The organism is Phreatobacter sp. GW821-FHT04C01 (assembly GCF_059420385.1).
Map to the genome: position 1 here is coordinate 156,161 of NZ_JBWKTP010000001.1, position 23,505 is coordinate 179,665.

Below are 23,505 nucleotides of genomic sequence, written 5' to 3' on the forward strand. Positions count from 1 at the left end.
TGGTTTCAGTGGGTGGCCGCGCCGACGCCGAGTTCGCCGAGCAGGCGTTGGCGCAGCGCGACAAAGCGTGGATCGGCGCGATCCCGGGGCCTCGGCAGATCGACGGCGAGGTCGACGCCGATCGCTCCGTCGGACAGCAGCAGCACGCGGTCCGACAAGAGGATGGCCTCGTCGACATCGTGGGTGACCAGCACCACCGCCGGGCTGTGCCGCTGCCAGAGCTGCAGGACGAGCTCATGCATGCGGATGCGGGTCAGCGCGTCGAGCGCGGCGAAGGGTTCATCGAGGAGCAGCAGGCCCGGTTCGCGAACCAGGGCGCGCGCCAGCGCCACGCGTTGCGCCTCGCCGCCCGACAGCGTCAGCGGCCAGGCCTCGACGTGACGGCCGAGACCCACTTCGACCAGCGCCTTTTCGGCCTGCCGGCGCGCGGCCTGGCCGCGGCGGCCGAGCACCACGTTCTGCCACACCGTCTTGGCCGGAACGAGCCGCGGTTCCTGAAACACCACGGAACGGATGGACGGCACGGTCAGCGCGCCCTGGTCGATCCGGTCGAGGCCGGCCAGCAGGCGCAGGAGCGTGGTCTTGCCGGTCCCGGATGGCCCGAGGACTGCCACGAACTCGGCCGGTGCGATCGACAGGTCGATCCGGTCCAGGACGGCGCGCTTGCCGAAGATCCGGCTGACCTTGCTCAACAGGACAGCGGTGGGCGAGGCCGGCGAGACGGATGGCGCGCGTGGATCAGGCGAGGACAATTTTCGGCCTCCACGGCAGGGCGACGCGCTCGACCAGGCGCATGACCAGGTCGGTTCCGATCCCCAGCGCCGCATAGACGATGACGCCGGCAATGATGATGTCCGGCCGCTGGTTCATGTTGGCGTTGTTGAGGATGTAGCCAATGCCGGAACGGGCATTGATCTGCTCGGCGACGACCAGCGCCAGAAGCGAAATGCCGGCCGAATAGCGCAGGCCCACGAGGATCGAGGGCAATGCGGTCGGCAGGATCACGTGCAGCGCGATCTGGCGGTCGTTCAGGCCGAAGATCCTGGCCGCCTCGGTCAGCTTCGGATCGACGCCGCGAACCCCGGCATAGGTGTTGAGATACATCGGGAAAATCGTCGCCGCGATGATCACGATGATCTTGGCGGTTTCGTCGATGCCGAACCACGTGATGAACAGTGGTACGAGGGCGATGAACGGAATGGTCCGCAGCATCTGCAGCGGCGCGTCGAAGATCTCTTCGCCGATCCGCCACAACCCCGCGAAGAGCCCGACCGCCAGGCCGATGCTGCCGCCGATCGCCAGGCCGCTGAGTGAGCGAGAGAGCGAGGCGGGAAGGGCTGCCTGAAGGTCGCCCATCACGATGAGCTCGCGAAAGGCGATGACGATGTCGGTCGGCGGCGGCAGCACCTCCGGCGCCACGATGCCGAACACCGCCACCATCTGCCAGACGGCGAGAATGGCGACCGGGCTGCCGACACGCAGCAGGCGTCCGCGCCATCGCGACCAGATCTCGGCGATCCGCGACGTCCGGGCCCTCGGCGTCAGGTCGACGAGGGCCAGGCTACGGGCCGGCGGACGATGCAGATCCAACGGCGGCGCGAAGCGGACGGAATAGGCGGATGTGGTCAGGGAGTTCATGCCATCTGGCCTCTGTTATGCCCGGCGCCGGCGTCATTCCGCGGCATGGACCGCCGGAGCTTGGTCCGGGCGGAACACCCGGAACCGGGTCGTGCCGTCGCGCTCGAGCTGCGCGACCAGGCCGATCTCCCAATCGAGATATTCGCGGAATGCCGCGAACTGATCGGGAGCCTGGTACGGCGTCAGCCAAAGGTCTTCGAAGGGATGCAGGGGCGGCGCGATGTCGGTTGCCAGCGGCAGGCCCGCCTGCTGCCAGGCCTCGGTGCCACCATCCAGGACGAGGATCTGCCGGTCGCCTCGGCCCGCGAGGTCCCGGGCCGCGAAGGCTGCGAGGATGCCGTCCGAGGACGTCAGGACGATCGGCCCGCTGCCGCCGACCTTGTCCAGGTCGTCGGCGAGGCGGGACCGGATCGCGAAGCGGCTGCCGGCGATGTGGCGCGCCTTGTGCGCCGTGCTGAGGTCGAGATCCAGGACGGTGGCCTCGCCGCTTGCCAGCAGGGCGCCGAGCGTCGGCGGCGTGATGGTCGCCACCGCCGGAGGCTCGGCGATCAGCCGGTGCGGTTCGGGGCCGACATCGACGGCTCCCCGCGCCTCGGCGGCGAGAATGAACACCTCGGCCCAGGCGATCTGCTGAAGCCAGGACGCGGTGATCGACGCCCGCACCAGATCCGGGCCATCGACGAGCACGATCCGGCCGTTCTGCGTCGCCACCCACTCGCCGACCTGCTGGACGAGCTGGCCACCCGCGGCCCAGCGCGCGCCGGGATGATGGCCGGCCTCGAACTCGGCGCGGGTGCGCACGTCGAGAATGTAGAGCGAGCGGGCCCCCTCGGCGGCCTCGCGCTCGAAGCCGGCGAGCCTTTCCCGATCGATGACGGCAAGGTCGAAGCGGTCGACCAGACGCTTGGCCGATGCCTTCGCGGCCTCCAGGGCCGCACCGGTCGGGAGCGGCGCCAGGTTGGCCTCGCCCGACTGCAGCGCATAACCTTCGATGAGCCAGTCCATGGTGCCGTTGGCGAGCGAGACGACCCGGTTCGGCACGCCCGCGTTGATCAGGGCCTGGGCGCCGATGATGCTGCGCGTGCGGCCGGCGCAGTTGACCACCACGAGCGTATTCGGATCCGTTACCGTGGAATGGAAGCGATAGACGAGCTCGGCTCCCGGCAGATCGATGGCACCGGGGATGCTGAAATTAAGAAATTCCGGCTCCGGCCGGCTGTCGAGAACGACGATGTTCTCGCCGCCGTCAATCCGGCGCTTGACGTCGCGGACCGACAGATGCGGCGTGCCATAGACATGCTCGGCGAACTCGCCGAAGGCCTTGCCGATCACATTCGAGCCGGTGAAGACTTCGTAGCCCGCCTCCCGCCAGGCCCGGACCCCGCCGGCCAGAACCGAAACGGAGCCATAGCCGAAATCGGCGAGCCGCCGGGCGGCGCGCCCGGCGAGGACATCGTCGCCGCCGTCATAAACGACGATCTCCGTCGCCAGCCGCGGTATCTGCGTGGCGACGCGCAGTTCGAGCTGGCTGAGCGGCAGCGAAACGCTCAGCAGGATATGGCCGTCGCTCGCGTGGCGACCCGTCTCGCGCACGTCGATGACCGCGAGCTCCGCGCGGCCCTTCAGGCGCTCGCGCAATTGCGGGGCGCTGATCCGGGGCGGCGTGCCGGCCAAAGGCCGGGCGGTGGGCGAGGTGACGGGGAGCGACGTGGCGATGGTCATGACAGGATCCCGTTTCAAAGCTGCTGGTTCAATGCGGAGTGGATGGCGGAGTGGATGGCGGCGATGCCGCCCGACGCCGCGCGCGCCGGGGGCATCACAGCCACCCTCGCGGACGCGGATTGATCAGATCGTTGAGGCCGTTGCTGAGAAGATTGAGCGCGGTCACGGTGATGAGCACCGCGACACCGGGAAGGGCGGTCATGTACCAGGCGGAGCGCAGCACCTCGCGGCCGGCGCCGATCATGTTGCCCCAGGTCATGACGTTGGGATCGCCCATGCCGAGGAAAGACAGGGCCGATTCCGTCAGGATGGCGTTTCCGGCCAGGATCGAGACCATGACCATGGCGGGGGACAGGACATTGGGCACGATGTCCCGGATCAGGATCGCCACGCTGGTCGAGCCCAGGCCGACGCTGGCCAGGACGAATTCGCTGCTTCTCACCCGCAGGGTTTCGGCCCGAACCAGGCGTGCGACCTGCGGCCAGCTGGTGATCACGATGCCCGTCGCGATGACCGTCATGGTCGGGCCGACGATCGCCACCAGCACGATGGTGAACAGCAGCGACGGCATCACCTGGAACAGCTCGGCAAAGCGCATCAGCGCCTGGTCGACCCAACCGCCGAAATAGCCGGCGGCCGAACCCGCCGCCAGGCCGAGCAGTGCCGAGGCAAGGCCGGCGAGCAGGCCGATCTGCAGCGAAACACGAGCCCCGTGGACAATGCCGGCGAGGATGTCGCGCCCCAGCATGTCGGTGCCGAGGATGAAGTCCGCGTCATCGCCGGGCCACAGGAAAGGCGGACCGGCGATGTCGAGCGGATCGGCACCACCGAGCCAGGGCGCGGCGACCGCGACCATCACGATCAGCGACAGCAGCAGCCCTCCCGCCAGCGCGGCGGGCGCGCGCAAGAGCGGGACGATCAACGAGCCGGCGCTCATGATCCGCTCCTCACGCGCGGATCGACGAGCCCGTAGCAGAGGTCGGTCAGGAGATTGACCGCGAGCACGAAGATCGAGCTGACCAGGAGAATGCCGAGCAGCAGGTTGAGATCGCGCGAGGCGACCGCGCTCAGCGCGAGTTGCCCGAGGCCCGACCAGGCGAACACCGTCTCGATCGTGATCGAGCCGCTGAACAGGGCGCCGACCTGCAGGCCGGTGAGCGTGACGATCGACAGCAGCGAATTCGGCAGGATATGCCGCCACACGGTGCCGAGCAGCGAAAGTCCCTTGGCGCGGGCGGTGCGGACGAAATCCTGGCTGGAAACCTCCAGGACGGAAGCCCGCATCAGGCGCGTGTAGATCGCCGTGTAATAGGTGGCGAGGCAAAGCGTCGGCAGCGCCATGTGAGCGGCGAGATCGAGCCAATGCCGCAAACCGGTCGCGGACGAGCCGAGCGTCGACATGCCGCTCGCCGGCAGCCATTCCAGCTTGACCGAGAACAGGACGACGAGCATCAGGCCGAGCCAGAACAGGGGCGTGGCGAAACCGATCGTCGACAGCGCGGAAATGATCAGGTCGAGCGCGCGCCAGCGCGTCAGGCCGGCAATGGCGCCGAGCGTGCAGCCGATCAGAAGGGCAAGCGCCAGGGCCGTGACCATCAAGACCGCGGTGCCGGCCAGGCGCTCGGCGATCAGGGAAGCGACCGTCTGGCTGTTGCGGAACGACCAGCCGAGATCGAAGCGCAGGACCTTGCCGAGATATCCGAGATATTGGCTGACGAGCGGCTGGTCCGTGCCGAATGCGCTGCGCAACTGCGCGATATACTCGGTCGAGACCGCGCCGCCTTCGCCGGCCATCACCTCGGCCATGTCGCCCGGCGCCAGGCGCAGCAGGAAGAAGTTGATGGTCACGACCAGCGCGAGAACCGGGATCGCCTGCAGCAGCCGCCGTGCCCAATAGGGCAGCCGCGGCAGTGCGACATCGCGCAGACGGAAGCCCGGCTTGGCGCGGTCAGGTCGTGATAGGCCGATCTGGCTCATCGCATTCAGGCCTTGAACGACAGGTCCGTGAAGGCGGCGAAGGCGCCGAAGGGCGTGACATTGGCGCCGGTGAGATCGGCCGACAGGATGCGCACGAACTCCAGTTCGAGCAGCGAGATCGACGGCAATTCGCTCTCGACCAGCTTCTGCAGGTCGTGGATGAGGCCGCGTCGCTTCTCCACATCCGCCTCGATCAGGCTCGCCTCGATCAATCGGTCCGCCTCGGCGGAGACATATCCCGAATTGTTGCCGCCGCTGGCGGTCTGTTTCGCCTTCGACCAATAGCGGCGATAGACCCCGATCTGCGGATCGGCGAAGGCCGCCGCGAAGGTCGAAAGCGTGTCGAAATCACGCTCGCGCGCGATCTTGGTGATCCAGGTGCCGACGTCGAAGTTGCGGATCTGCATGTCGATGCCGACACGCTTGAGCTGCTGCTGGATGAGCTGCGCGGTGCGGACGAAGTCTTCGCCATAGGGGATCGGCAGATTGTCGATCTTCAGCCGGATGCCGCGGGCATCCTTCGTGAGGCCCGCGGCCTCGAGAAGGGCCTCGGCTTTCGCCGGGTCATAGGGATAGCGCTCGGTATCTGGGGTGTAGAAATTCGGCTGGTAGCTCGGCACGGGCCCGGTGGCCGGCTTGGCGAAGCCGAAGAACCCGCTGCTCGCCAGCACGCGGCGGTCGATCGCATGGGCAAAGGCCTTGCGCACGCGGGGATCGCGGAACACCGCGCGTTCCAGGTTGAAGTCGAAATAATAGATCGGCGCGTTGGCCGTCCAGCCGCGCGATTCGACAATGAGTTTGCCGGGATTGGACCGGATTCGCCGCGCCTCGACCAAGGGCACGGCCGGCAGGGGCGCATATTGGACGGATCCGGTTTCCAGGGCGATGCCGCGCGCGCCGGCATCCGGAATGATGCGGAAGGTGATCTCCTCCAACAGCGGCTTGCCCTTGTCCCAATAGTCCGGATTCCGGGTCAGGCGGATGTGGCTTCCCCTGACCCATTCCCGGAAAATGAACGCGCCGGTGCCGATCGGACGGCTGTTGACCGGGTTGGTCGCGGCGTTGGTGCCTTCGTAGAGATGGCGCGGCAGGATCTGGGTTTTCGCGCCGTCGAGCACCGACCACAGAGCCTGGGAGGGATAGGCGAAATGGAGCGTGACGGTCAGATCGTCGGGGGTGTCGATCTTGACGAGATGGGCATAGGTCGCCGCCGCGACGGGGCTGGTCTGCTTGGTCAGTTCAACCGAATAGGCGACATCCGCCGAGGTGAAAGGCTTGCCGTCGTGCCATTTCACGCCCGGCCGCAATTTGAAGGTGATGGTTTTGCCATCATTCGACTGCACCCACGATTGCGCGAGCTGCGGCACAGGCTTGAAGTCTTCGTCATAGGCGATGAGACCGTCATTGATATTCAGCGCCAGAACCAGAGACGGATTGTTGGCAAGCAGGTAGATGCCCGAGGGCTCGGGGACCAGGCTGACAATCAGATGCTTCCGGCCATTCGGCTGAGCGAGCACTGTGCCGATCGGATTGGCAAGCAAAGACGCCCCGGCGAACAAAGCCGCGCGCTGAATGAAGTCCCGGCGATCCGCCATTTCATGCCCTCGACAGTATCAATGCAATTCTCGCGTGCCCGTCGAATTTCTTGAAATTACCAGACATCGACGTCGCATTTTCATAAATTATTGCTCGCGTTGCTTTTGTTTTTCGATCGGCGTCCACGGCAATATGCAATCGATAGCGGTTAAATCGTGCCCAGGTCCATGCCAAAGACCGGCGCATCTGGAGAATAAAACGCCCTGAAATGTAGGTCGCTCAACTGGCCCGCCGGCAATTCGAGCCCTCGTCGCCCCTCGTTTCGAGGCATTCGACTTCGCTGACGGGATCGATTGCCCGATGGCGGTCATCACACGCCACGCCGACGGCACATGTATCGGCCAGCCGGGTGATCGCATCGATCCGTCTCCGTAGCCCCGTTTCAAGTCATGAATTCCACTCGAAACGCAGAAGGAATGAGATATTCCTTGTCGTCGGCCCGGACTGAAGATTTGGCGCTCGACGGAAACGGCGCCGTCCCCGCGGGTCGCCAATGGCCGACCATACGCGGCGCAAGGCATCGTCCTGGCGGACGGCCGCGGGTCTTATCGGCATGGGTGTGCTCGAGCACGGGCGCAGGTCGCGACAAGGCGAGCGAAGCGGCAGCCGCGCCCAGAGCGGGGGAGTCGAAGGCCCGGCAACTCCCGAAGCGACGCGAAACTCGCCGCCGCCATTTGGCGGCGGGGCGGCGGGCGCAGCACGATATGGGCGGAAACCGTGCGGACCGTCGTGGCGGTCGTGGCGGTCGTTCGCCGGGCCATCACGCCGGACGGTGACGCGGGACGATCGCTACCGGCGTCGCAACGTCATTCGCCACGCCGTTCGACGCCGGCCACGAAAAAGGGCCGCCCAATGGGCGGCCCTCGTCGATCCGAACCTATCTTCGGCGATCAGTAGCGGGCGACGACGGCCGAGGGGCCGGTCGAGAACAGGTAGTTCACGCCCAGACGGAACTTGTGCGTCTGCAGGCTGACCGAAGGCGTCGGCCCCGTGGGAGTGGAGAATGTCTTGCTGCCGTAATTGGCATAGAGATACTCGCCGCGAACCGTCCAGTTCGGCGTGAACGCATATTCGACGCCGGCACCGAGCGTCCAGCCGACGCGGGTCTGGCTCGACGAAATGTCGGCGACAAGCGGGGCCGACTGGCGCACGCCGAAATCGGCGAAAGCGACGCCGCCGGTGACGTAAAGCAGGGCGCGGTCAATGGCGACGCCGGCGCGGGCGCGCAGCGAACCGTCCCAGCGCGTGCGCCACGTCACCGTGGTGCCGCCGCCGACGAGACCGGAGCGTGACGCTCCGAAATAGCCGAAATCCGCCTCGGCGCCGAGCACGACATTGTTGATCTGGTAGTTGTAGCCGAGCTGAGCGCCGCCGACGAAGCCCGTGTTGCTGCCGGGCACGAGGCCACCGCTGAGGCTGCCCATATTGGTGTTGGCAATGCCGACGCCGGCATTGAGACCGACATAGAAGCCGGTCCAGTTGAACACCGGCGCCAGGATCGCGGCCGGGACGGCGACGCGCTGGACACCGAGGTCGGCCGCCTGGGCGCCGGAGACCAGAGCGGCGACAGCGGCGCCGGCGAGCAGGAACTTCTTCATCGTGACCAATCCCGACAACGGAGGGTTCAAACAGGTTGCCCCGACTACCATAGTTTCGCGGCCGCACAACGCGGCGGAAGCATTCATTTGCCGACAGTTGCCGTCGGGTCACATTCATGGCGGGCTGCTCCGTCCGGCGCCGACGGAAGTCCCGGAATTGGCAGGAGGAGATGACCCCGCGCGTCTAGCCCTTCGAAGGCATGATGGCGAAGCTTCGGACCTGGTCCATGAGCTGCCCGGCCACGAGCTCGAAGGGCTCCAGGCTCTGTTCGGCCCGGCTGAGCACCACGGCCCCCTCGATCGATGCGATCAACAACACCGCGAACTGGGCCGCCTGTGGCGCCGGCAGCCCGCCCTGGTGCAGCAGGCCGGCCAGGAGGTCGCGCCAGTTGCGGAACACAGCCGCCGCCCTGGCCGACAGCTCGGCCGAATCCGTCGCGACCGTGACGGCCACCACGGCGCAGCCGGACCGGCAATGCGACCGTGTGACGACCGTGCGCCATATGGCCAGAAAGCGCGCGACGACATCTTCGGCCTTGGCGCCGCCGACCGGCGCCAAGGCCTCGCGCAGCACCGCGCCGGCCCGGTCCACGGCTTCGGCAACGAGCTGGTCCTTACCCCCGGGGAAGTGGTGATAGAGTGAGCCGCGCGGCACGCCCGTTGCCGACAGCAGCTCCGTGAACGACGTCGCCTGCAGCCCGCGTTGGGCCAGGAGCGCAAGGGCGCCGTCGATCATGCGGTCACGAACCGTGCTTGCCATGGAATTCCGTCTCGTTGCACCGGCGCGCAAGAAATGCCATGACAACCATCATAGTCGATGTCACTATGATGGTTGTCATAGTCAAACAGGCGGCGGCCCACATTATGCCAAATCGTCGACAGATCATTGCCTCTTTGCCCGTCGGCTTGGCCATGGCCGCCGGCGCCGGCCCGGACGCATTCGCCCAGATCCGCGAAGGAACCCCTCCCATGACCATCGAGCAAATCAAGCAATCCCTGGCCGGCGACTGGACCAGTATCGCGCCGGAAATTCGCCCCAGTGCCCTCAAGAACCCGGACGGCACGCTGAAGCCCTTCTATTTGACCCGCGACTTCAAGGCCTTGCCGGGAGACCGTTTCGAGCTGGTCATCCTGAACGCAGCGGATCCCTACGCCAAGGTGCCGCTGACGCGCATCGCCATCAAAGGTCACATGCACTGGCGGGGCGACCACCCGATCGCCGCCGGCGCACAGAAGGTCGATTTCGTTGCCGACGAGGCCTACGAGGTCACGCCATTGCTGCAGGGCTTTGCCGATCTGCTGAACCAGGTGGCGCGCCAGGGATACGAGCCATGGCAGGTCGGCAAGACGCAGAGCGTGTTCGGCAAGGCTTTCGCGCCGTTCGGCCTGACCGCGGACAAGCACTTCATGGAATACGACCTGATCTATCTGGCGCACGGCCTGCTGTTCTGGGGCGCGCGCAATGTCGACGGCCGCGGCTTCGACACCGAGCAGAACCGCCCGACCAACTTGCAGATTCCGCTCGTGCGCAAGTGAGCGGCCTTGGCCATGCCGGTCCCTCGGGAACGGCATGGCCGGGATCGCGGAGCCGGAGCGCATGGTCGCAACGGCCCGGTCCGGCCGGCGGCGCCGGGAGCCGCGGTCAGGACCGCCCCGCGCGATCGACCAGGTTCTGGACGAAGAGCTTGAGCACGTCGCGGGTCACGGCATCGACGAGCATGCCATTGCCATCGAACTTCTCGTGGGCGGATGTGATGAACACCTCCGGTCGATTGAGCACCGTCGCATTGAGATAAACGAAGGACTGGCGGAGATGGTACTGCGCGCGCGCCGTACCGATAATGCCCCTGCTCGCCCCGATCAGCCCGACCAGCTTCTCGTCGAAAGGCTGCGGCGGCCGCGACGCCCAGTCGATCGCGTTCTTCAGCACGCCCGCGACCGAGTAGTTGTATTCGGGCGTGGCGATGATCACCGCATCGGCCTCGGCGATCTCCCGGCGCAGGTCTTCGACGCTGTCCGGAAAGCCCTGCTGGCGCACGTCTTCGTCGTAGGGCGGAATCTCGGCGAGACGGTCGAAGCTTCGGAACTCTATGCCCTCCGGCAGCAATTCCGCGCATGTTCTCAACGCGGCGCTGTTGAAGGAGCCCGACCGGAGGCTTCCGGAAATGCCGAAGATGCGCATGTGCTGTTCCTCTGATGATTGTCGTGGCCGCCTCGAGCCGCGTGGGCTCAGGTGGCGGATTCTCGCCCGGCCGAAGCACTGCGGCGCCAAGCGTCCCAGGTCGGGCGCTCCAGTTGGAACGTGTCGGTCGTGCGCGCGTACCAGCCGCTGCCGTGAAGGCGGGCGATGAGGTCGAGACGCGGCGTGTCGATATGGGCGCGACGCGCGTCCAGCACGTATTCGTCGGCCACATGCGCGGTCAGCACGCGGCCCACCACCAGCACCTGCTCGGGGCCGGTGACCAGGCCGGTCACCACCCGGCATTCGAAGGAAACCGGACTGTCGGCAATGCGCGGCGGCGCGACCGCGATCGACGGCGCGGTCGAAAGGCCGGCCAGCTCGAGCTCGCTGACCTCGGCGGGCGCGTCCATGCAGGTCGTGTTCATGGCTTCCGCCAGGGCCGCGGGAACCAGGTTGATGACGAACTCGGTGGTGTCCAGGATGTTGCGCGCCGTGTCCTTGAAGCCGCGCTTCGGGTCACGCAGGATGCCCAGCACCACCGTTGGCGGCTCGCTGCCGACGACGTTGAAGAAGCTGTAGGGCGCGGCGTTGACGATGCCGGTCCGCGACAGCGTCGTGACCCATGCGATGGGCCGCGGCGTCACGGTCGAGGCCAGCACCTTGTAGGCGAGATCCGGCGCAAGCTCCGTCAGGTCGAAGCGCATCACGCGCCGGCCCCGAAGGCCGGCACGGCTGCGTCGTCGGGCATGGATACCGCCTGGATGGCGGCTGCCTTGTAACTGGTCACGGGGAAATTCCTCCTGGGCCCGAAGGGCAGCGGGTGGACGGCTACACCGCCACGACGGGGTGACGGATGGTGCCGATGCCTTCCACGCAGGCGACGACGACGTCACCCGGCCACAGCCATTCCTGCGGCTCGCGTCCGGCGCCGACGCCCGCGGGCGTGCCGGTGGCGATGATGTCGCCCGGCTCCAGCGTGATGCCGGTGGAAATGTCGGCGATCAGCGCGTCGACCTTGAACAGCATCAGCGCGGTGTTGGAGCGCTGTTTCTCCACGCCGTTGACGGTCAGCCACAGGTCCAGCGTCTGCGGATCGCCGATCTCGTCGGCCGTCACGATGCACGGGCCGAAGGGCGCGAAGGTGTCCTGCCCCTTGGAGTAGATCCATTGGCCGGCGCGGCGGTTGTCGCGGGCCGAGACGTCGATCATCACGCTGTAGCCGAACACATGCGACAGCGCGGTCTCCTTCGAAACCCGCTTGGCGCGCGAGCCGATGACGACGGCGAGCTCGACCTCCCAGTCGAGCTGCTGGGTCAAGGCGCCATTGTGCTCGATCGGCATGCCGGGCCCGACCACCGCGGTCGGCGGCTTCGAGAAGATGACCGGCTGTTTCGGGAGGTCCTTGGCGGTATCGAGCGCACGGCTCGATTCGTCGATATGCTCGACATAGTTGAGACCGATGCCGAAGATGTTTTTGCGCGGGCGTGGAATCGGCGCCAGAAGCTGCATGTCGGCGAGCGGCCGGGACACCCCGACGGGGAACCGGCCGCCATGGTCGTCGAGCAATGCCGAAAGCGTCGCCACGGCCGACGGACCAAGATCGATGAAGCCCTGCATGGAGGCCGGAAGCGACGCGCCGGCAGCTTTGCCGAGGGCTGCGACATCCACCACGCTGTCACCGACGACCGCGCCGAGACGGGCCTCGCTCTCGATCGAGGAGCGGTAGGTTACGAGACGCATGTTGGGCTCTCCTCAGTTGAGCGGCTGGTGGCCGCCATTTTCGCCGAACGCTTCCTCGCGGTAGAGGCCGAGCGCACGGATGGCGGGCAGGTCGTTGAAGCTGAACAGGCAGGCGTCGTCGCTGGCTGAATTGTTGCGATGCTCGTGCCAGGCCCAGGACGGCACGCAGAAGATGTCGCGCTCCTTCCAGTCGAGCCTCCGGCCGGCGACGATGGAATAGCCGCTGCCCTTGCAGCACTGGTAGATGATGCTGCCGGTGTGGCGATGCGCCTTCGTCCGCTCGCCGGGCCGCAACATCTGCATGGCCGCGCCGATGGTCTGCATCACCGGGCCGCCGGTGACCGGATTGACATAGTTCATCATGACGCCGTCGAAAGCCGAGCCGTCGGTCGCCCCGGCGAAGCGCTGCAAGGCCTCGTAGGTCGGCGCCCATTCATACTTGAGCAGGGGAGAATAGGCTTTCGACCAGCTGCCGGTGGACGGCACCAGACCCGGATTGCCCCATGTTCCCGTCATGTCGTCGACGGGGTAGCCGACTTTCTGCTGGAGGTCGGGGTGCACCGCGTAGAAATTCGCTTCGAGCGCGTTGACCAGCGGGATATCCAGGCCATCCTGCCAGATGCAGGTCGAGCCGCTCGCGGCCACGCCGTGCTCGTGCCAGGTGCCGTTCGGCGTCAGCACGAAATCGTTGGCGCCGAGGCTGATCCGGTGCCCGTCGACAACGGTATAGGCGCCGGACCCTTCCATGATGAAGCGCAGGGCGGAAGCCGAATGGGCGTGCGATGAGGCGACCTCGCCGGGGTTCATCACCTGCAGGCCGGAATAGAGCCAGCCGACCGCGGCCGAAACATCGCGGCGGCCAGGATTGGCGAGATAGATCACCCGGCGGCCGGCCTTCTCCGGCGTCACCAGCTCGACCGATTTCAGCACCTTGTCGCGCAGGTCGGCGTAACGCCAGATCATCGGGACCGACGCGGAGACCGGCTGCCACGGCTCGATCTTGTTGGCGACCGTCCACAGCGCCCCGGCCTCGAGGCTCTCCAGTTCCGAATAATAGCGCAGCAGTTCGGGGGTATCGGCAACGTTGGCACGCCCCGCGACATCCTCACGATAGAGATCCTGCCGCTCTTGCGACTGCCGTTCCATGGATCGTCTCCTGTCTTGGAGTGGACTGGATGGGAGTGGACTGACGCGCGGTCAGGTCACCACCGTCGCCTGGTTGAATTCCGCGCGGTCCCAGCTCCGGGTCGCGAGGATGCGATGAAGCGCCTCGACGGCGCGCACGGCGTCGGCGAAGCCGACATAGAGCGGCGCGAAGCCGAAGCGGATTGCGTCCGGCGCCCGGAAATCGCCAATGACGTTTTCGGCCGCCAGAGCGCGCATGACCGGCAGCCCGTGGGCGCAGCGAAAGATCACGTGGCTGCCGCGCTTTGCCGGATCGTCGGGTGAAAGCAGGGCAAGCCCGAATTCCGCGCAGGTGCGCTCGACCAGCGCGACGAAGAAATGCGTGAGGTCCCGCGACTTCTGGAACAGGGCGGCCAGGTCGACCTCGCTCCACAGCTTCAGGCTCTCGTCCAGCGCCGACAGGCTGAGGATCTGCGGCGTGCCGCAGACGAAACGACGGATGCCTTCGGCCGGCTGGTAGTCGAAGTCGAAGGCAAAGGGCGCCTTGTGCCCCATCCAGCCCGACAGCGGCTGCTGCACCTTGGCCAGGTGACGCGCGGCGACCCAGCAGAAGGCGGGCGCGCCCGGACCGCCGTTCAGGTATTTGTAGGTGCAGCCGACGGCGAGGTCGGCGCCGCTGCCGCCGAGGTCGACCGGGACCGCGCCGGTGGAGTGGGACAGATCCCAGATCGTCAGGGCGCCCACCGCCGCCGCGGCCCGGTTGATCGCCGCCATGTCGGTGATCGCCGCGGTGCGATAGTGGACGTGGCTGAGCACGACGGCGGCAACGGATGAATCGATGGCGTCGAGCAGCGCCTGCCCCGTCCCGGCGGCGCGCAGCGTCACGCCGGGCGCCAGTTCGGCCAGTCCCTGGGCGATATAGTTGTCGGTCGGGAAATTGTCGGCTTGGACGACCAGCACCCGCCGGTCCGGTCGCATGGCCAGCGCGGCCGCCATGCACTTGAACAGGTTCACCGACGTGCTGTCGCCGACCACGACCTCGCCGGGCCCGGCACCGATGAGCGGCGCGATACGGTCGCCGACGATCTCCGGCAGTTGGAACCACTCAGCACCGCCCCAGCTGCGGATCAGGCCGTCGGCCCACTCGTGCTTCAGCACGCGCTCCATGCGCGCGGCGACCGCACGCGGCATGGAGCCGAGCGAGTTGCCGTCGAGGTTGACGGTCCCCTCGTCGAGCAGGAAGCGGTCGCGGAAAGGCGCGAGCGGATCGGCGCGGTCGCGTGCTTCCGCTTCGGCGCGCGCGGCGCGGAAAGCTGCGCCGGCTTCGGGGCTGATGGTCATGGCGGCGGGCTCCAGGTTCATGACGGCGTCACCTCTCCGCCGGCATTGGCGGCCATGTCGTGGCGCAGCTCCCAGAGCTCGGGGAAGAACATGTGCGCGGCCGTTCCGGCCAGATAGTCGCCGCCGATGGTGCCGCCGGTGCCGCGCGTGCGCATGCCGATCTGGCGGCGCACCATCAGAATGTGGTTCTGGCGCCAGCCGGCGACCCGGCGATCGAGCTCGATAGCGCCCTCGGCCAGGTTGAAGAGATCGAACGACCGCCAGCGGTCGCGGTAGATCTCGGCCAGAGACAGGCCCGAGCGCGCGATGGCGTCGAAGAAGGCGGCCCGCAGCGTGCGCGACGTGGCCTCGATCAGCCCCGGCCATGCGTCCTCGACACGCCGGACATAGGCCTCGCCGGCGATCTCATGCAGACCGCAAAGCACCTCCAGCTCGCGGAACTGCTGCGACTGAAGCCCGGACGCACCGGTCAGCTTGCGGCGGAACTCCAGGAAATCGGCTGAAGACATCGTCTCCAGCACGACCCAGTGCGCCTCGGCCAGGCGCATGATTTCGCCGATCCGCTTCAGCAGCCAGATCGCCTGCGTCAGTTCGCCCGCATCGAGATGCGCAATGATCCGCTTCATGTCGAAGAGCACCTGCTTGAACCAGATCTCGAGCGAATGATGCGTGGTGATGAAGATATGCTCTTCGGGATGATCGGTGATCTGCTGCAGCGAGGTCAGCAGACGGTCGAGCTGGAGGTGCGCCTGATAGCTGAATTGCTGGGCGTTGAGTGGGTTCGACAAGGGAGGCTCCTCCGCGCGGGCGCGCTCGACGGCTGCAGCAGGCGCCGGGCGGGATTTCCGGGAAAGGCCGACCGGAAAATGCCGGCCGGCGCCGCAACCGCGAATCTGGTGTCCGCGATCGCGCGTCTTGACGGAGCGGGGCGAGAAAGGCCGCCGCTCCCGCGTCGTCAGGTTCCGGTCCTGGCTTTGACCGCAGCCACCTCGTCGGCCGTGATGTCCGCCTTCTGGACGAAGACGCCGTTCTCGACCCGCCAGCCCACGAAGGGCGTGCTGACATCGCCGAATTCGTCATGCCGCAGCGCGCCGCTGGCTCCGACATAGCGAACCGCCTCGCCGGCGCCGAGACGCCGGATCGCCTCGCGGAAGCCCTCAACGGTCGCCGCCACCGGCGTTCCCGCGGGGTCGGTGACGCGCGCGATTCCAGCCGCGATGGCCTTGCCGTCGCCGGAGCTGCCGGCCGCCACCATGGCGAGCGCGATGATGCTGGCGGCGTCGAAGCCGGAGTCGCGGCCAGGCCCCGGCCCTTTGCCGGGTTCGATTCCGAAGCGCCGCTCATAGGTCTCGTAGAACACCGCGCGGCTGTTCGGCTGCGGCGCGCCGGGGGTCAGGTACCAGGCGTTCCTCAGATATTGCTCGCCGACCTGTTCGATCAGCTTCGCGTCATTCATGCCGAGCGGAAAGACGAATTTGTCGGGGCCGCCGAGTGCGATCCAGTCGCGCAGGATCTTCGCGCCGTCGATCGGCGAGGCGGCGATATAGGCGCCTTCCGGGCTGCCTCTCAGCGCCTTGTTGACCTCGGAGCGATAGCTCGGCTGCTCGGCGTTATAGGTGATGTGCTCGGTGATCTGGCCGCCCAGAGCCTTGAAGGTCGCGATGAACTGCTTGGAGAGGTTGTTGCCCCAGTCGTTGTTCAGGTTGACGACGACGAGCTTGCGCAGGCCGTTGTCCCAGGCGAGCTTGGCGGCGGCGACCGCCTGCAGCGCGTCGGACGGCTGCACGCGGTAGAACAGGCCCCGGAGCTTGCCCTCGCGCGCCAGTTCCGTGAAGGTCGGCGAGGACGAGGCCGAGGCCACGACGAGCGCGCCCGCGCCCACCGTGACGGAGGTCAGGATCGGGCCGGTCACGCCCGACGAGACCGGCCCCACCAGCGCCGACACCCGGTCGAGGTCGATGAGGCGGCGCGCGGCGTCGACGCCGACGGAAGGCTGGGTCTGATCGTCGCGAACGACGTAGGTCAGCTCCTTGCAGCCGCCGATATGCCAGCCGGCCTGGTTCATCAGCTCGACCGACAGCGAAGCCGCATCGCTGATCGGCCGGCCGAAGGTCGCGTAGGACCCGGTCAGGGACAGCACGGCACCGATCTTCGCCGGGCAGGCCCGCGCCGCTCCCGGCAGCGCCAGCACGGCGGCCGCGACCAGCAGCAATCGTCTTGCTTTACCCATCACCGTGTTCCCGTGTTCGCCTCTGGTTGACGTTTTCGTCCGTGACGTTCACCGGCCCGGGCAGATCTGCTGCCTATGCCTGCGCCGCCATCTCGTTCTGGTTGTACCGCATGATGCTCCCGTGCCGGCCGGTGCGGTCGGACTCGAGCTCGTAGCAATCCCCCGCCGGACCGGTGCGCCGGGCACAGACGGCCGCGAGCGCCCTGCGGTCCTCATCGGTCAGCGCGATGTCGAAGATCCTGGCGTTGCGCGCGAGGTTGCGTGTCGACGTGGCGCCGACGATGCAGCCGGCGATGCCGGGCCGATCGAGGGTCCAGCGCAGGGCCACCTCGCCCGGCCCGACGCCGAGCCGGTCGCCGATGGCGCTGAGCGTGCGCAGCAGCTCCTGGAACAGGTCCCAGCCGCCGAAGTCCTCGATGATCAGCTTGTATTTGCGCTGGCTGCGGTTGGCGAAAGTATCGAAGGGCTCCGGCTTGCCGATCCAGTCGCTCGAAACGAAGCCTCCGAGCAGGTGTCCATAGGTCACGACGGCAATGCCGTGCCTGCGGCAGAGATCGAGCTGCCGGCGCTCGGGCCGGTTGTCGACCAGCGAATATTGCAGCTGGTTCAGCGCGATGGGAACACCGGCGCCAAGCAGGCCGTCGAGCTGCGCGGTCGAGAAATTGGTGGTGCCGATATGCCGGATCTTGCCTTGGCGCCGCAGGTCGGCGAGCACCTGCGCCGTCTCCACCGCGCCCGGAACCGCCGGGTTCCACCAGAAGAACTGCACGACATCGAGAATGTCGACGCCGAGCCGCTTCAGGGAGCGGTCGATGATCCCGACCGTGTCGGCCCGCCTGAGCCGCGGCAGCGCGTCCCAGTCGGGCACGTATTTGGTGTGAATCTGGATCCGCGTGGCAAGTTCGGGATAGGCGCGGCGGAAGTCGCCGATCAGCTCTTCGACGCCCGTGTAGTGATCCGCGCAGTCGAAGCTGGTGACCCCGGCCTCGACGAAGGCGGCCATGTCGTCGATGGCCCTGGCGCGATCGACTTCGGCATTGTGGCCGGCGGACAGATGCCATCCGCCCTTCAGGATGCGCGAGATGCCGTATCCGGGCGCGATTTCGATGCGTTCGATGGTCATGGGCGCAGGCCTTCCGCCTTCAGCGGCACCGCGGTGGCCGCGGCATGGCTGAACCTGCGCTTGCCGAGACGGGTGATGCGGAACCGGCTGGGGCAGTTGGGGTCCGGACAGGCGACGTCGGTGTCCGTGCTCATCCAGTCGTTGGGATGGGTCTCGCGCTGCTTCGCCGCGAGCATCGGCATGATGGCGGAGAGCGAATAGATCGAGAAACCCTGGCCGGCCGGCAGGTGAAGCACCTCCCCGCGCAGCTCGAAGAAATCGCCGACCGTCGCATTGCACCAGAGCCTGGCGCCCTCGGGCGCGACGACCTCGACCCTGAGGTCGTAAAGCTCGAAGCCGTCGTCGTGCGAAGCGCTCATGACACGGCCTCCTTGCGACCGGCGTCGACATCGACCACGGCAAGCGCGACCTCGAAGAACCGGCCGATGTCGCGTTCGATCGCGGCGCGCACCTCCGCCGGATCGCCGCGGCGCATGGCGGCAATCGCCTCCAGATGGTGCAGTGACGACCCGCCCTGCACATCGAAATATTCGACGGTCCGGCGAATATAGGGCCCGATCTGAAGCCACAGACTGTCGATGATCGGCGGCAGCACGCGCGACCCGGACAAACTGTAGAGCAGCGCGTGGAACGCACGGTTCTGCGCCACGGTCTCCTCGATGCGCTTGGCGCTGTCGGCCTCGACCTCCTGCAGGATGAGGCGCTCCAGCGCGTCAATGTCGGCGGATGTCATGCGCCTGGCGGCGAGTTCGGCCGCCAGCCCCTCGACCGCGAGACGCACCACGCGCACGTCCTCCATCGCCGTCCGGTCGAGGGTCGGCACGACGGCACTGCGGTTCGGCGAGGCCGACAGCGCCTTCTCGGCGACGAGCTGCCGGATGGCATCGCGCACCGGCTGGGCGCTGGTGCCGAAGGCGCCGGCAAGCTCGATGATGGTGAGCTGCTGCCCGGGATTGAAATGCCCGCTCATCAGGAGACCGCGCAATTGCTCATAGACCCGCTGATGAACGGGCTCGCGCTCCACTGGAACCACCCCCAAAGCGACCTTGTCGACCACGCCCGTCTCCGCTGCCATCGCGCTTGCTATCTTTAATATTTGATCATAGATAGAAGATCGTTGATCGTGACGCAATAAAAATCTGCGAGGGGATGCGGATGCTCGAACTGGCCAATGTGGCGAGGCACTTCGGTGGCCTGCGAGCGGTGGACGGCGTCAGCTTCACCCTCCGGCAGGGCACGATCACCGGCCTCATCGGCCCGAACGGCGCCGGAAAGAGCACCCTGTTCAACACGATAGCGGGCGCGCTCAGGCCCACGAGCGGTGCGATCAGCTTTGGCGGCACGCGCATCGACGGGCTTCGCCCCGACCGTATCTACGCCCACGGCATCGCCCGGACATTCCAGATCCCGCGGCCCTTCGGCGCCATGACGGTGCTGGAGAACATGCTGGTGGCGCCGACCGGGCAGAGCGGCGAGACGCTCTGGAATCCGCTCGTCAGGAATGGCCGGGTGCGCGCGGAAGAGGCGGCATCGCGCGCCAAGGCCCGCGAGATCCTGGATTTCGTCAAGCTCGCGCGCCTCGCCGACGAACCGGCCCGCAATCTCTCCGGCGGCCAGCTCAAGCTGCTGGAGCTCGGCCGCTCGCTGATGTCCGACCCGAAGCTGATCCTGCTGGATGAACCGGGAGCCGGGGTGAACCCCACTTTGCTCGGCGACATCATCGACCGCATCGCGCAGCTCAACGCGCGCGGCGTCACCTTCCTGATCATCGAGCACAACATGGATCTGGTGATGAACCTGTGCCGGCCCGTCGTCGTGATGGCGGCCGGCAAGCTGCTGATGCAGGGCGAGCCGCAGGACGTCCGCAGCGATCCCCGCGTTCTCGAAGCCTATCTGGGAGGCGCCGCATGAGCGCGACCGAACCGCATCTCGTCGTGCAGGATCTCGTCGCGGGCTATGTCCCCGACGTGCCGATCCTGCGCGGCGCTTCGCTGCATGTGAACCCCGGCGAGCTGGTCACCGTGCTGGGGCCGAACGGCGCCGGCAAATCGACCCTGATCAAGGCCGTCGCCGGCATGGTGCCGGTCGCCGGCGGCGACGTGCGGGTGTCGGGCAGGAGCATCCGCGGCATCGCCACGCACGCTCTCGTCGGAGCCGGCGTCGCCTATGTGCCGCAGACCAACAACGTCTTCACGCGCCTCTCGGTGGAGGAGAACCTGGAACTCGGCTGCATCTCCGACATTCCGCGGACCAGGGAGCGGATCGCGGAGACCTACGCGCTGTTTCCAGACCTTGCCAGGCTGCGCCGCCTGGCGGCGGGCCGCCTGTCCGGCGGCCAGCGCCAGATGGTGGCGGTCGGGCGGGCGCTGATGGCGCGGCCGGGCCTCATCATGCTCGACGAGCCGTCCGCCGGACTGTCGCCGAAGATGACCGACATGGTCTTCCAGAAGCTGCTGGAGATACGCGCCGGCGGCGTGACGATCCTGCTCGTCGAACAGAACGCCAAGGCGGCGCTGGCCATCTGCGACCGCGGCTACGTGCTGGCCGAAGGCCGCGACCGGTTCACCGGCACCGGCGCGCAACTGCTCGCCAGTCCGGAGGTGGGCGAACTCTATCTGGGCTCAAAGTCGAGGCTGGCGTCATGATGCAGCTCCTGGTCGACGGAATCGTGTCCGCCGCCTTCATCACGCTCGGCGTCATCGGCCTGAGCATGGTGTTCAATCTCCTCAACTTCCCCTCCTTCGCCCAGGGCGACCTGATCACCAGCGGCGGATATATGGCGCTGGGGATCGTCGCGCTGGTGGGAACGGTCGGTTCGATCGGCGGCTTGAGCTTCGGCTGGCCGCTCATCATCGCGCTCCTCTGCGCGGCGGTGCTGAACTCGCTGCTGGCGCTCGTCATCGACCGCGCCATCTACCGGCAGCTGCGGCTCGGCAACGCGTCGCGCATCAGCATGATCATGGCCTCCTTCGGCGTGTCGCTCATGCTGCGCAACGTCATCGTGATGTTTGCCGGCCAGGACCCGCATTTCTTCACCTTCGTCATTCAGCCGGCGCTGCGCATCTGGGGCATCCGCATCACCGTCAACGAACTGATCGTCGTCGGGGTCACGCTCGTCCTGGTCCTCGGCCTGCATCTGTTCCTGTCGCGCACGGTGCTCGGCAAATCCATGCGGGCGGTGGCCGAGAACCCGTCGCTGGCGCGCGTCAACGGCATCGACGTCGATCACGTCATCCGCTGGACATGGATCATCGGAACCGGCCTGGCGACGGTCGCCGGCGTCCTGCTCGGCTTCACCATCCAGGTGCATCCCTTCATGGGTTTCGAGCTGCTGCTGCCCATGTTCGCGGCGCTCATCGTCGGCGGAATGACCAGCATCTACGGCGCCCTGCTCGGCGCGCTGCTGATCGGCCTCGCCGAAGGACTGACGGTCGAATATTTCGCCTCCGAATACCGGCAGGCGGCGGCCTTCGTCCTGATCATCCTGGTGCTTCTGGTCAGGCCGAACGGCATTCTCGGGGAGAAAGCCTAGTGGATATCGCCTCCTATTTCGTCTTCTTCTCGGTCGTCGCCGGCATCTATGCGATCAGCGTTCTCGGCCTGAACCTGCAATGGGGCTTCACCGGCATCATGAATATCGGCGTCGTCGGCTTCTTCGGCGTCGGCGCCTATGCGGCCGCGCTGATCACCGGCCCGGACTATCCGGATTCGCTCGGTGGCCTCGGCCTGCCGCCGTTCATGGGCTATCTCGGCGCCATCCTGGCGTCCGGCATCGTCGCGCTCTTCGTCGGCCTCCTGACCATCCGGCTGCGACATGACTTCCTCGCCGTCGCGACCTTCGGTGTCGCCGTCTGCATCCAGATGCTGGCGATGAACCTGAAACCGCTGACGCGCGGCTTCGACGGCCTGCACAGCCTGCCCCGGCCGTTCGCCTCGATGGCCGCGACGCCATTCCTGTCCAACCTCTATTTCCTGATCATGGTGCTGGTCGTTGTCGGCGCGTTGTTGTGGGCGCTCGAACGGCTGGTGCGCTCGCCGTGGGGGCGCGTGCTGCGCGCCATTCGCGAGGACGAGGAAGCCAGTGCCGCGCTCGGCAAATACGCCGTCTCCTTCCGGCTCCAGACCTTTGTGCTTGGCTCGATGCTCATGGGCCTGTCGGGCGCGCTCTATGCCAGCTTCATGGGCTTCGTCAGTCCGCAGGACCTGCTGCCGATCGTCACCTTCCAGATCTTCGTGATGCTGATCGTCGGCGGCAGCGGCAACAATTTCGGCGCGCTCCTCGGCACGGTGGCCATCTGGGCGCTCTGGACCATGACCGAAACCGTGCTGGGTGCGTTCCTGCCCGCGGACCTGCAGCGCCAGGCATCGGCCATTCGCGTCGTCCTCGTCGGCTTCATTCTGGTGGTCATGCTGCTCTACCGCCCGCAAGGGCTGCTGCCCGAGCGGCGCAACGCATCCGCTTCGAAACAGGAGGAGGCATGACCATCCACGACATCTCGCCCCTGTTCCGCGCGGCCATGCCGTGCTGGCCCGGCGACATGCCCTTCGCGGTCGAACCTGTGGCGCGCATCGCGGACGGCTCGACGGTCAATGTCTCGCGGATCGTGGTTTCAAGCCATGTCGGCTCGCATGCCGACGCTCCCCTGCATTACCGCGCCGACGGCGCCTCGATGGCCGAGATCGCGCTGGAACCCTTCATCGGCCCCTGCCATCTCGTCGACGCGCGCGGCAGCACCGGCGCGACGATCGGCCTGGAGATCCTGGAGCGGCTGCCGGCACGGGTCGAGCGCGTGCTGATCAGGCAATATCACCGGCAACCGGACGGCTGGGACCCCGGCCTGAAGGGCATCGACCCCGCGCTGATCGCCGAACTCGCGCGACGCGGCGCAAGGCTGATCGGAATGGATGCGGCTTCAGTCGACCCCGCCGATTCGAAGACCCTGGAGGCGCATCGTGCCCTGGACGCCCACGATATCCGCATCATCGAAGGCCTGCTGCTCGATGACGTGGCGGCGGGTGAATACGAGCTGGTGGCCCTGCCGCTCAAGCTCGCCGATTGCGACGGCGCGCCGCTGCGCGCCATCCTGCGCTCGCTCTAGACCCCGTTTGACGGCGGCCCGGATCCTGCCGTGGTGCCTGATCTCGCCGCCGCCGCCAATAGCAGCCCCGGCCAAGACCGGAGGCAATGCAGCCCGCGGTCGGACTATCCCATGGTCGCGCCGAGCCATGCGCC

The 23,505-nt window shown here is 67.0% G+C and carries 24 protein-coding genes; 6 read left to right on the forward strand and 18 right to left on the reverse strand.

The genetic code is table 11. The features are described from left to right. Positions 1-5: 5 nt before the first annotated feature. The 8 genes from AC07WJ_RS00745 to AC07WJ_RS00780 all read right to left on the reverse strand — a co-directional run bounded on the left by AC07WJ_RS00745 (position 6) and on the right by AC07WJ_RS00780 (position 9,267). The gene (locus AC07WJ_RS00745; RefSeq protein WP_494932617.1) at positions 6-752 is read right to left on the reverse strand and encodes an ABC transporter ATP-binding protein; all 747 of its coding nucleotides are present in this window, start codon (positions 750-752) and stop codon (positions 6-8) included. After that, the gene (locus tag AC07WJ_RS00750; RefSeq protein ID WP_494932618.1) at positions 739-1,638 is read right to left on the reverse strand and encodes an ABC transporter permease; all 900 of its coding nucleotides are present in this window, start codon (positions 1,636-1,638) and stop codon (positions 739-741) included. The genes AC07WJ_RS00745 and AC07WJ_RS00750 overlap by 14 nt, the downstream gene beginning before the upstream one ends. Positions 1,639-1,671: 33 nt before the next feature. Then, positions 1,672-3,360 (reverse strand): rhodanese-like domain-containing protein, encoded by a 1,689-nt coding sequence (locus tag AC07WJ_RS00755; RefSeq protein WP_494932619.1) that lies wholly within the window; start codon positions 3,358-3,360, stop codon positions 1,672-1,674. A gap of 94 nt (positions 3,361-3,454) precedes the next feature. Then, the gene (locus tag AC07WJ_RS00760) at positions 3,455-4,297 is read right to left on the reverse strand and encodes an ABC transporter permease (protein ID WP_494932620.1); all 843 of its coding nucleotides are present in this window, start codon (positions 4,295-4,297) and stop codon (positions 3,455-3,457) included. Beyond that, a complete protein-coding gene (locus tag AC07WJ_RS00765) occupies positions 4,294-5,337 on the reverse strand; it encodes an ABC transporter permease (protein WP_494932621.1) in 1,044 nt (347 codons plus the stop codon). The genes AC07WJ_RS00760 and AC07WJ_RS00765 overlap by 4 nt, the downstream gene beginning before the upstream one ends. A gap of 5 nt (positions 5,338-5,342) precedes the next feature. After that, positions 5,343-6,932, reverse strand: coding sequence for an ABC transporter substrate-binding protein (locus AC07WJ_RS00770; protein WP_494932622.1), 1,590 nt, complete (start codon positions 6,930-6,932; stop codon positions 5,343-5,345). Between the two features lie 891 nt (positions 6,933-7,823). Beyond that, positions 7,824-8,531, reverse strand: coding sequence for an outer membrane protein (locus AC07WJ_RS00775; RefSeq protein WP_494932623.1), 708 nt, complete (start codon positions 8,529-8,531; stop codon positions 7,824-7,826). Between the two features lie 184 nt (positions 8,532-8,715). Beyond that, on the reverse strand, positions 8,716-9,267 hold the full coding sequence (locus tag AC07WJ_RS00780; RefSeq protein ID WP_494932624.1) for a TetR/AcrR family transcriptional regulator: 552 nt from the start codon (positions 9,265-9,267) through the stop codon (positions 8,716-8,718). Positions 9,268-9,329: 62 nt separating this feature from the next. Here AC07WJ_RS00780 and AC07WJ_RS00785 point away from each other — a divergent pair, with 62 nt between their 5' ends. Beyond that, a complete protein-coding gene (locus tag AC07WJ_RS00785; RefSeq protein WP_494932625.1) occupies positions 9,330-10,067 on the forward strand; it encodes a hypothetical protein in 738 nt (245 codons plus the stop codon). Between the two features lie 106 nt (positions 10,068-10,173). On the opposite strand, the gene AC07WJ_RS00790 is transcribed toward AC07WJ_RS00785, so the two are convergent. The 10 genes from AC07WJ_RS00790 to AC07WJ_RS00835 all read right to left on the reverse strand — a co-directional run bounded on the left by AC07WJ_RS00790 (position 10,174) and on the right by AC07WJ_RS00835 (position 19,347). Next, a complete protein-coding gene (locus tag AC07WJ_RS00790) occupies positions 10,174-10,713 on the reverse strand; it encodes an NADPH-dependent FMN reductase (protein WP_494932626.1) in 540 nt (179 codons plus the stop codon). 47 nt (positions 10,714-10,760) lie between these two features. Beyond that, entirely contained in the window at positions 10,761-11,417 is a 657-nt protein-coding gene (locus AC07WJ_RS00795) for a flavin reductase family protein (protein ID WP_494933801.1), read from the reverse strand. A gap of 124 nt (positions 11,418-11,541) precedes the next feature. Then, on the reverse strand, positions 11,542-12,453 hold the full coding sequence (locus AC07WJ_RS00800) for a fumarylacetoacetate hydrolase family protein (RefSeq protein ID WP_494932627.1): 912 nt from the start codon (positions 12,451-12,453) through the stop codon (positions 11,542-11,544). Between the two features lie 12 nt (positions 12,454-12,465). Further along, positions 12,466-13,599: a cupin domain-containing protein gene (locus AC07WJ_RS00805; protein ID WP_494932628.1), complete on the reverse strand. Its 1,134-nt coding sequence runs from the start codon at positions 13,597-13,599 to the stop codon at positions 12,466-12,468. A 51-nt stretch (positions 13,600-13,650) separates the two neighbouring features. Beyond that, on the reverse strand, positions 13,651-14,940 hold the full coding sequence (gene kynU, locus AC07WJ_RS00810) for a kynureninase (protein WP_494932629.1): 1,290 nt from the start codon (positions 14,938-14,940) through the stop codon (positions 13,651-13,653). Beyond that, positions 14,937-15,707, reverse strand: a complete 771-nt coding sequence (locus AC07WJ_RS00815; protein WP_494932630.1) for a tryptophan 2,3-dioxygenase family protein — start codon at positions 15,705-15,707, stop codon at positions 14,937-14,939. Before AC07WJ_RS00815 ends, kynU begins: the two co-directional genes overlap by 4 nt. 167 nt (positions 15,708-15,874) lie before the next feature. After that, positions 15,875-17,149, reverse strand: coding sequence for an ABC transporter substrate-binding protein (locus tag AC07WJ_RS00820; protein WP_494932631.1), 1,275 nt, complete (start codon positions 17,147-17,149; stop codon positions 15,875-15,877). A 73-nt stretch (positions 17,150-17,222) separates the two neighbouring features. Beyond that, positions 17,223-18,272 (reverse strand): aldo/keto reductase, encoded by a 1,050-nt coding sequence (locus tag AC07WJ_RS00825; RefSeq protein ID WP_494932632.1) that lies wholly within the window; start codon positions 18,270-18,272, stop codon positions 17,223-17,225. Further along, on the reverse strand, positions 18,269-18,631 hold the full coding sequence (locus AC07WJ_RS00830) for a TIGR04076 family protein (protein WP_494932633.1): 363 nt from the start codon (positions 18,629-18,631) through the stop codon (positions 18,269-18,271). The genes AC07WJ_RS00825 and AC07WJ_RS00830 overlap by 4 nt, the downstream gene beginning before the upstream one ends. After that, positions 18,628-19,347: a GntR family transcriptional regulator gene (locus tag AC07WJ_RS00835; protein WP_494932634.1), complete on the reverse strand. Its 720-nt coding sequence runs from the start codon at positions 19,345-19,347 to the stop codon at positions 18,628-18,630. The genes AC07WJ_RS00830 and AC07WJ_RS00835 overlap by 4 nt, the downstream gene beginning before the upstream one ends. An 80-nt stretch (positions 19,348-19,427) precedes the next feature. Here AC07WJ_RS00835 and AC07WJ_RS00840 point away from each other — a divergent pair, with 80 nt between their 5' ends. From AC07WJ_RS00840 to kynB, 5 genes are read left to right on the forward strand one after another with little or no spacing between them, the layout of a single operon-like run. Next, positions 19,428-20,183: an ABC transporter ATP-binding protein gene (locus AC07WJ_RS00840; RefSeq protein ID WP_494932636.1), complete on the forward strand. Its 756-nt coding sequence runs from the start codon at positions 19,428-19,430 to the stop codon at positions 20,181-20,183. After that, positions 20,180-20,917 carry an ABC transporter ATP-binding protein gene (locus AC07WJ_RS00845; protein ID WP_494932637.1) on the forward strand — a complete coding sequence of 246 codons (738 nt, stop codon included), beginning with the start codon at positions 20,180-20,182 and terminating at the stop codon, positions 20,915-20,917. Before AC07WJ_RS00840 ends, AC07WJ_RS00845 begins: the two co-directional genes overlap by 4 nt. Next, positions 20,914-21,804: a branched-chain amino acid ABC transporter permease gene (locus AC07WJ_RS00850; RefSeq protein WP_494932638.1), complete on the forward strand. Its 891-nt coding sequence runs from the start codon at positions 20,914-20,916 to the stop codon at positions 21,802-21,804. Before AC07WJ_RS00845 ends, AC07WJ_RS00850 begins: the two co-directional genes overlap by 4 nt. Further along, the gene (locus AC07WJ_RS00855; protein ID WP_494932639.1) at positions 21,804-22,754 is read left to right on the forward strand and encodes a branched-chain amino acid ABC transporter permease; all 951 of its coding nucleotides are present in this window, start codon (positions 21,804-21,806) and stop codon (positions 22,752-22,754) included. The genes AC07WJ_RS00850 and AC07WJ_RS00855 overlap by 1 nt, the downstream gene beginning before the upstream one ends. After that, on the forward strand, positions 22,751-23,371 hold the full coding sequence (gene kynB / locus AC07WJ_RS00860) for an arylformamidase (protein ID WP_494932640.1): 621 nt from the start codon (positions 22,751-22,753) through the stop codon (positions 23,369-23,371). Before AC07WJ_RS00855 ends, kynB begins: the two co-directional genes overlap by 4 nt. The last annotated feature ends 134 nt before the right edge of the window (positions 23,372-23,505 follow it).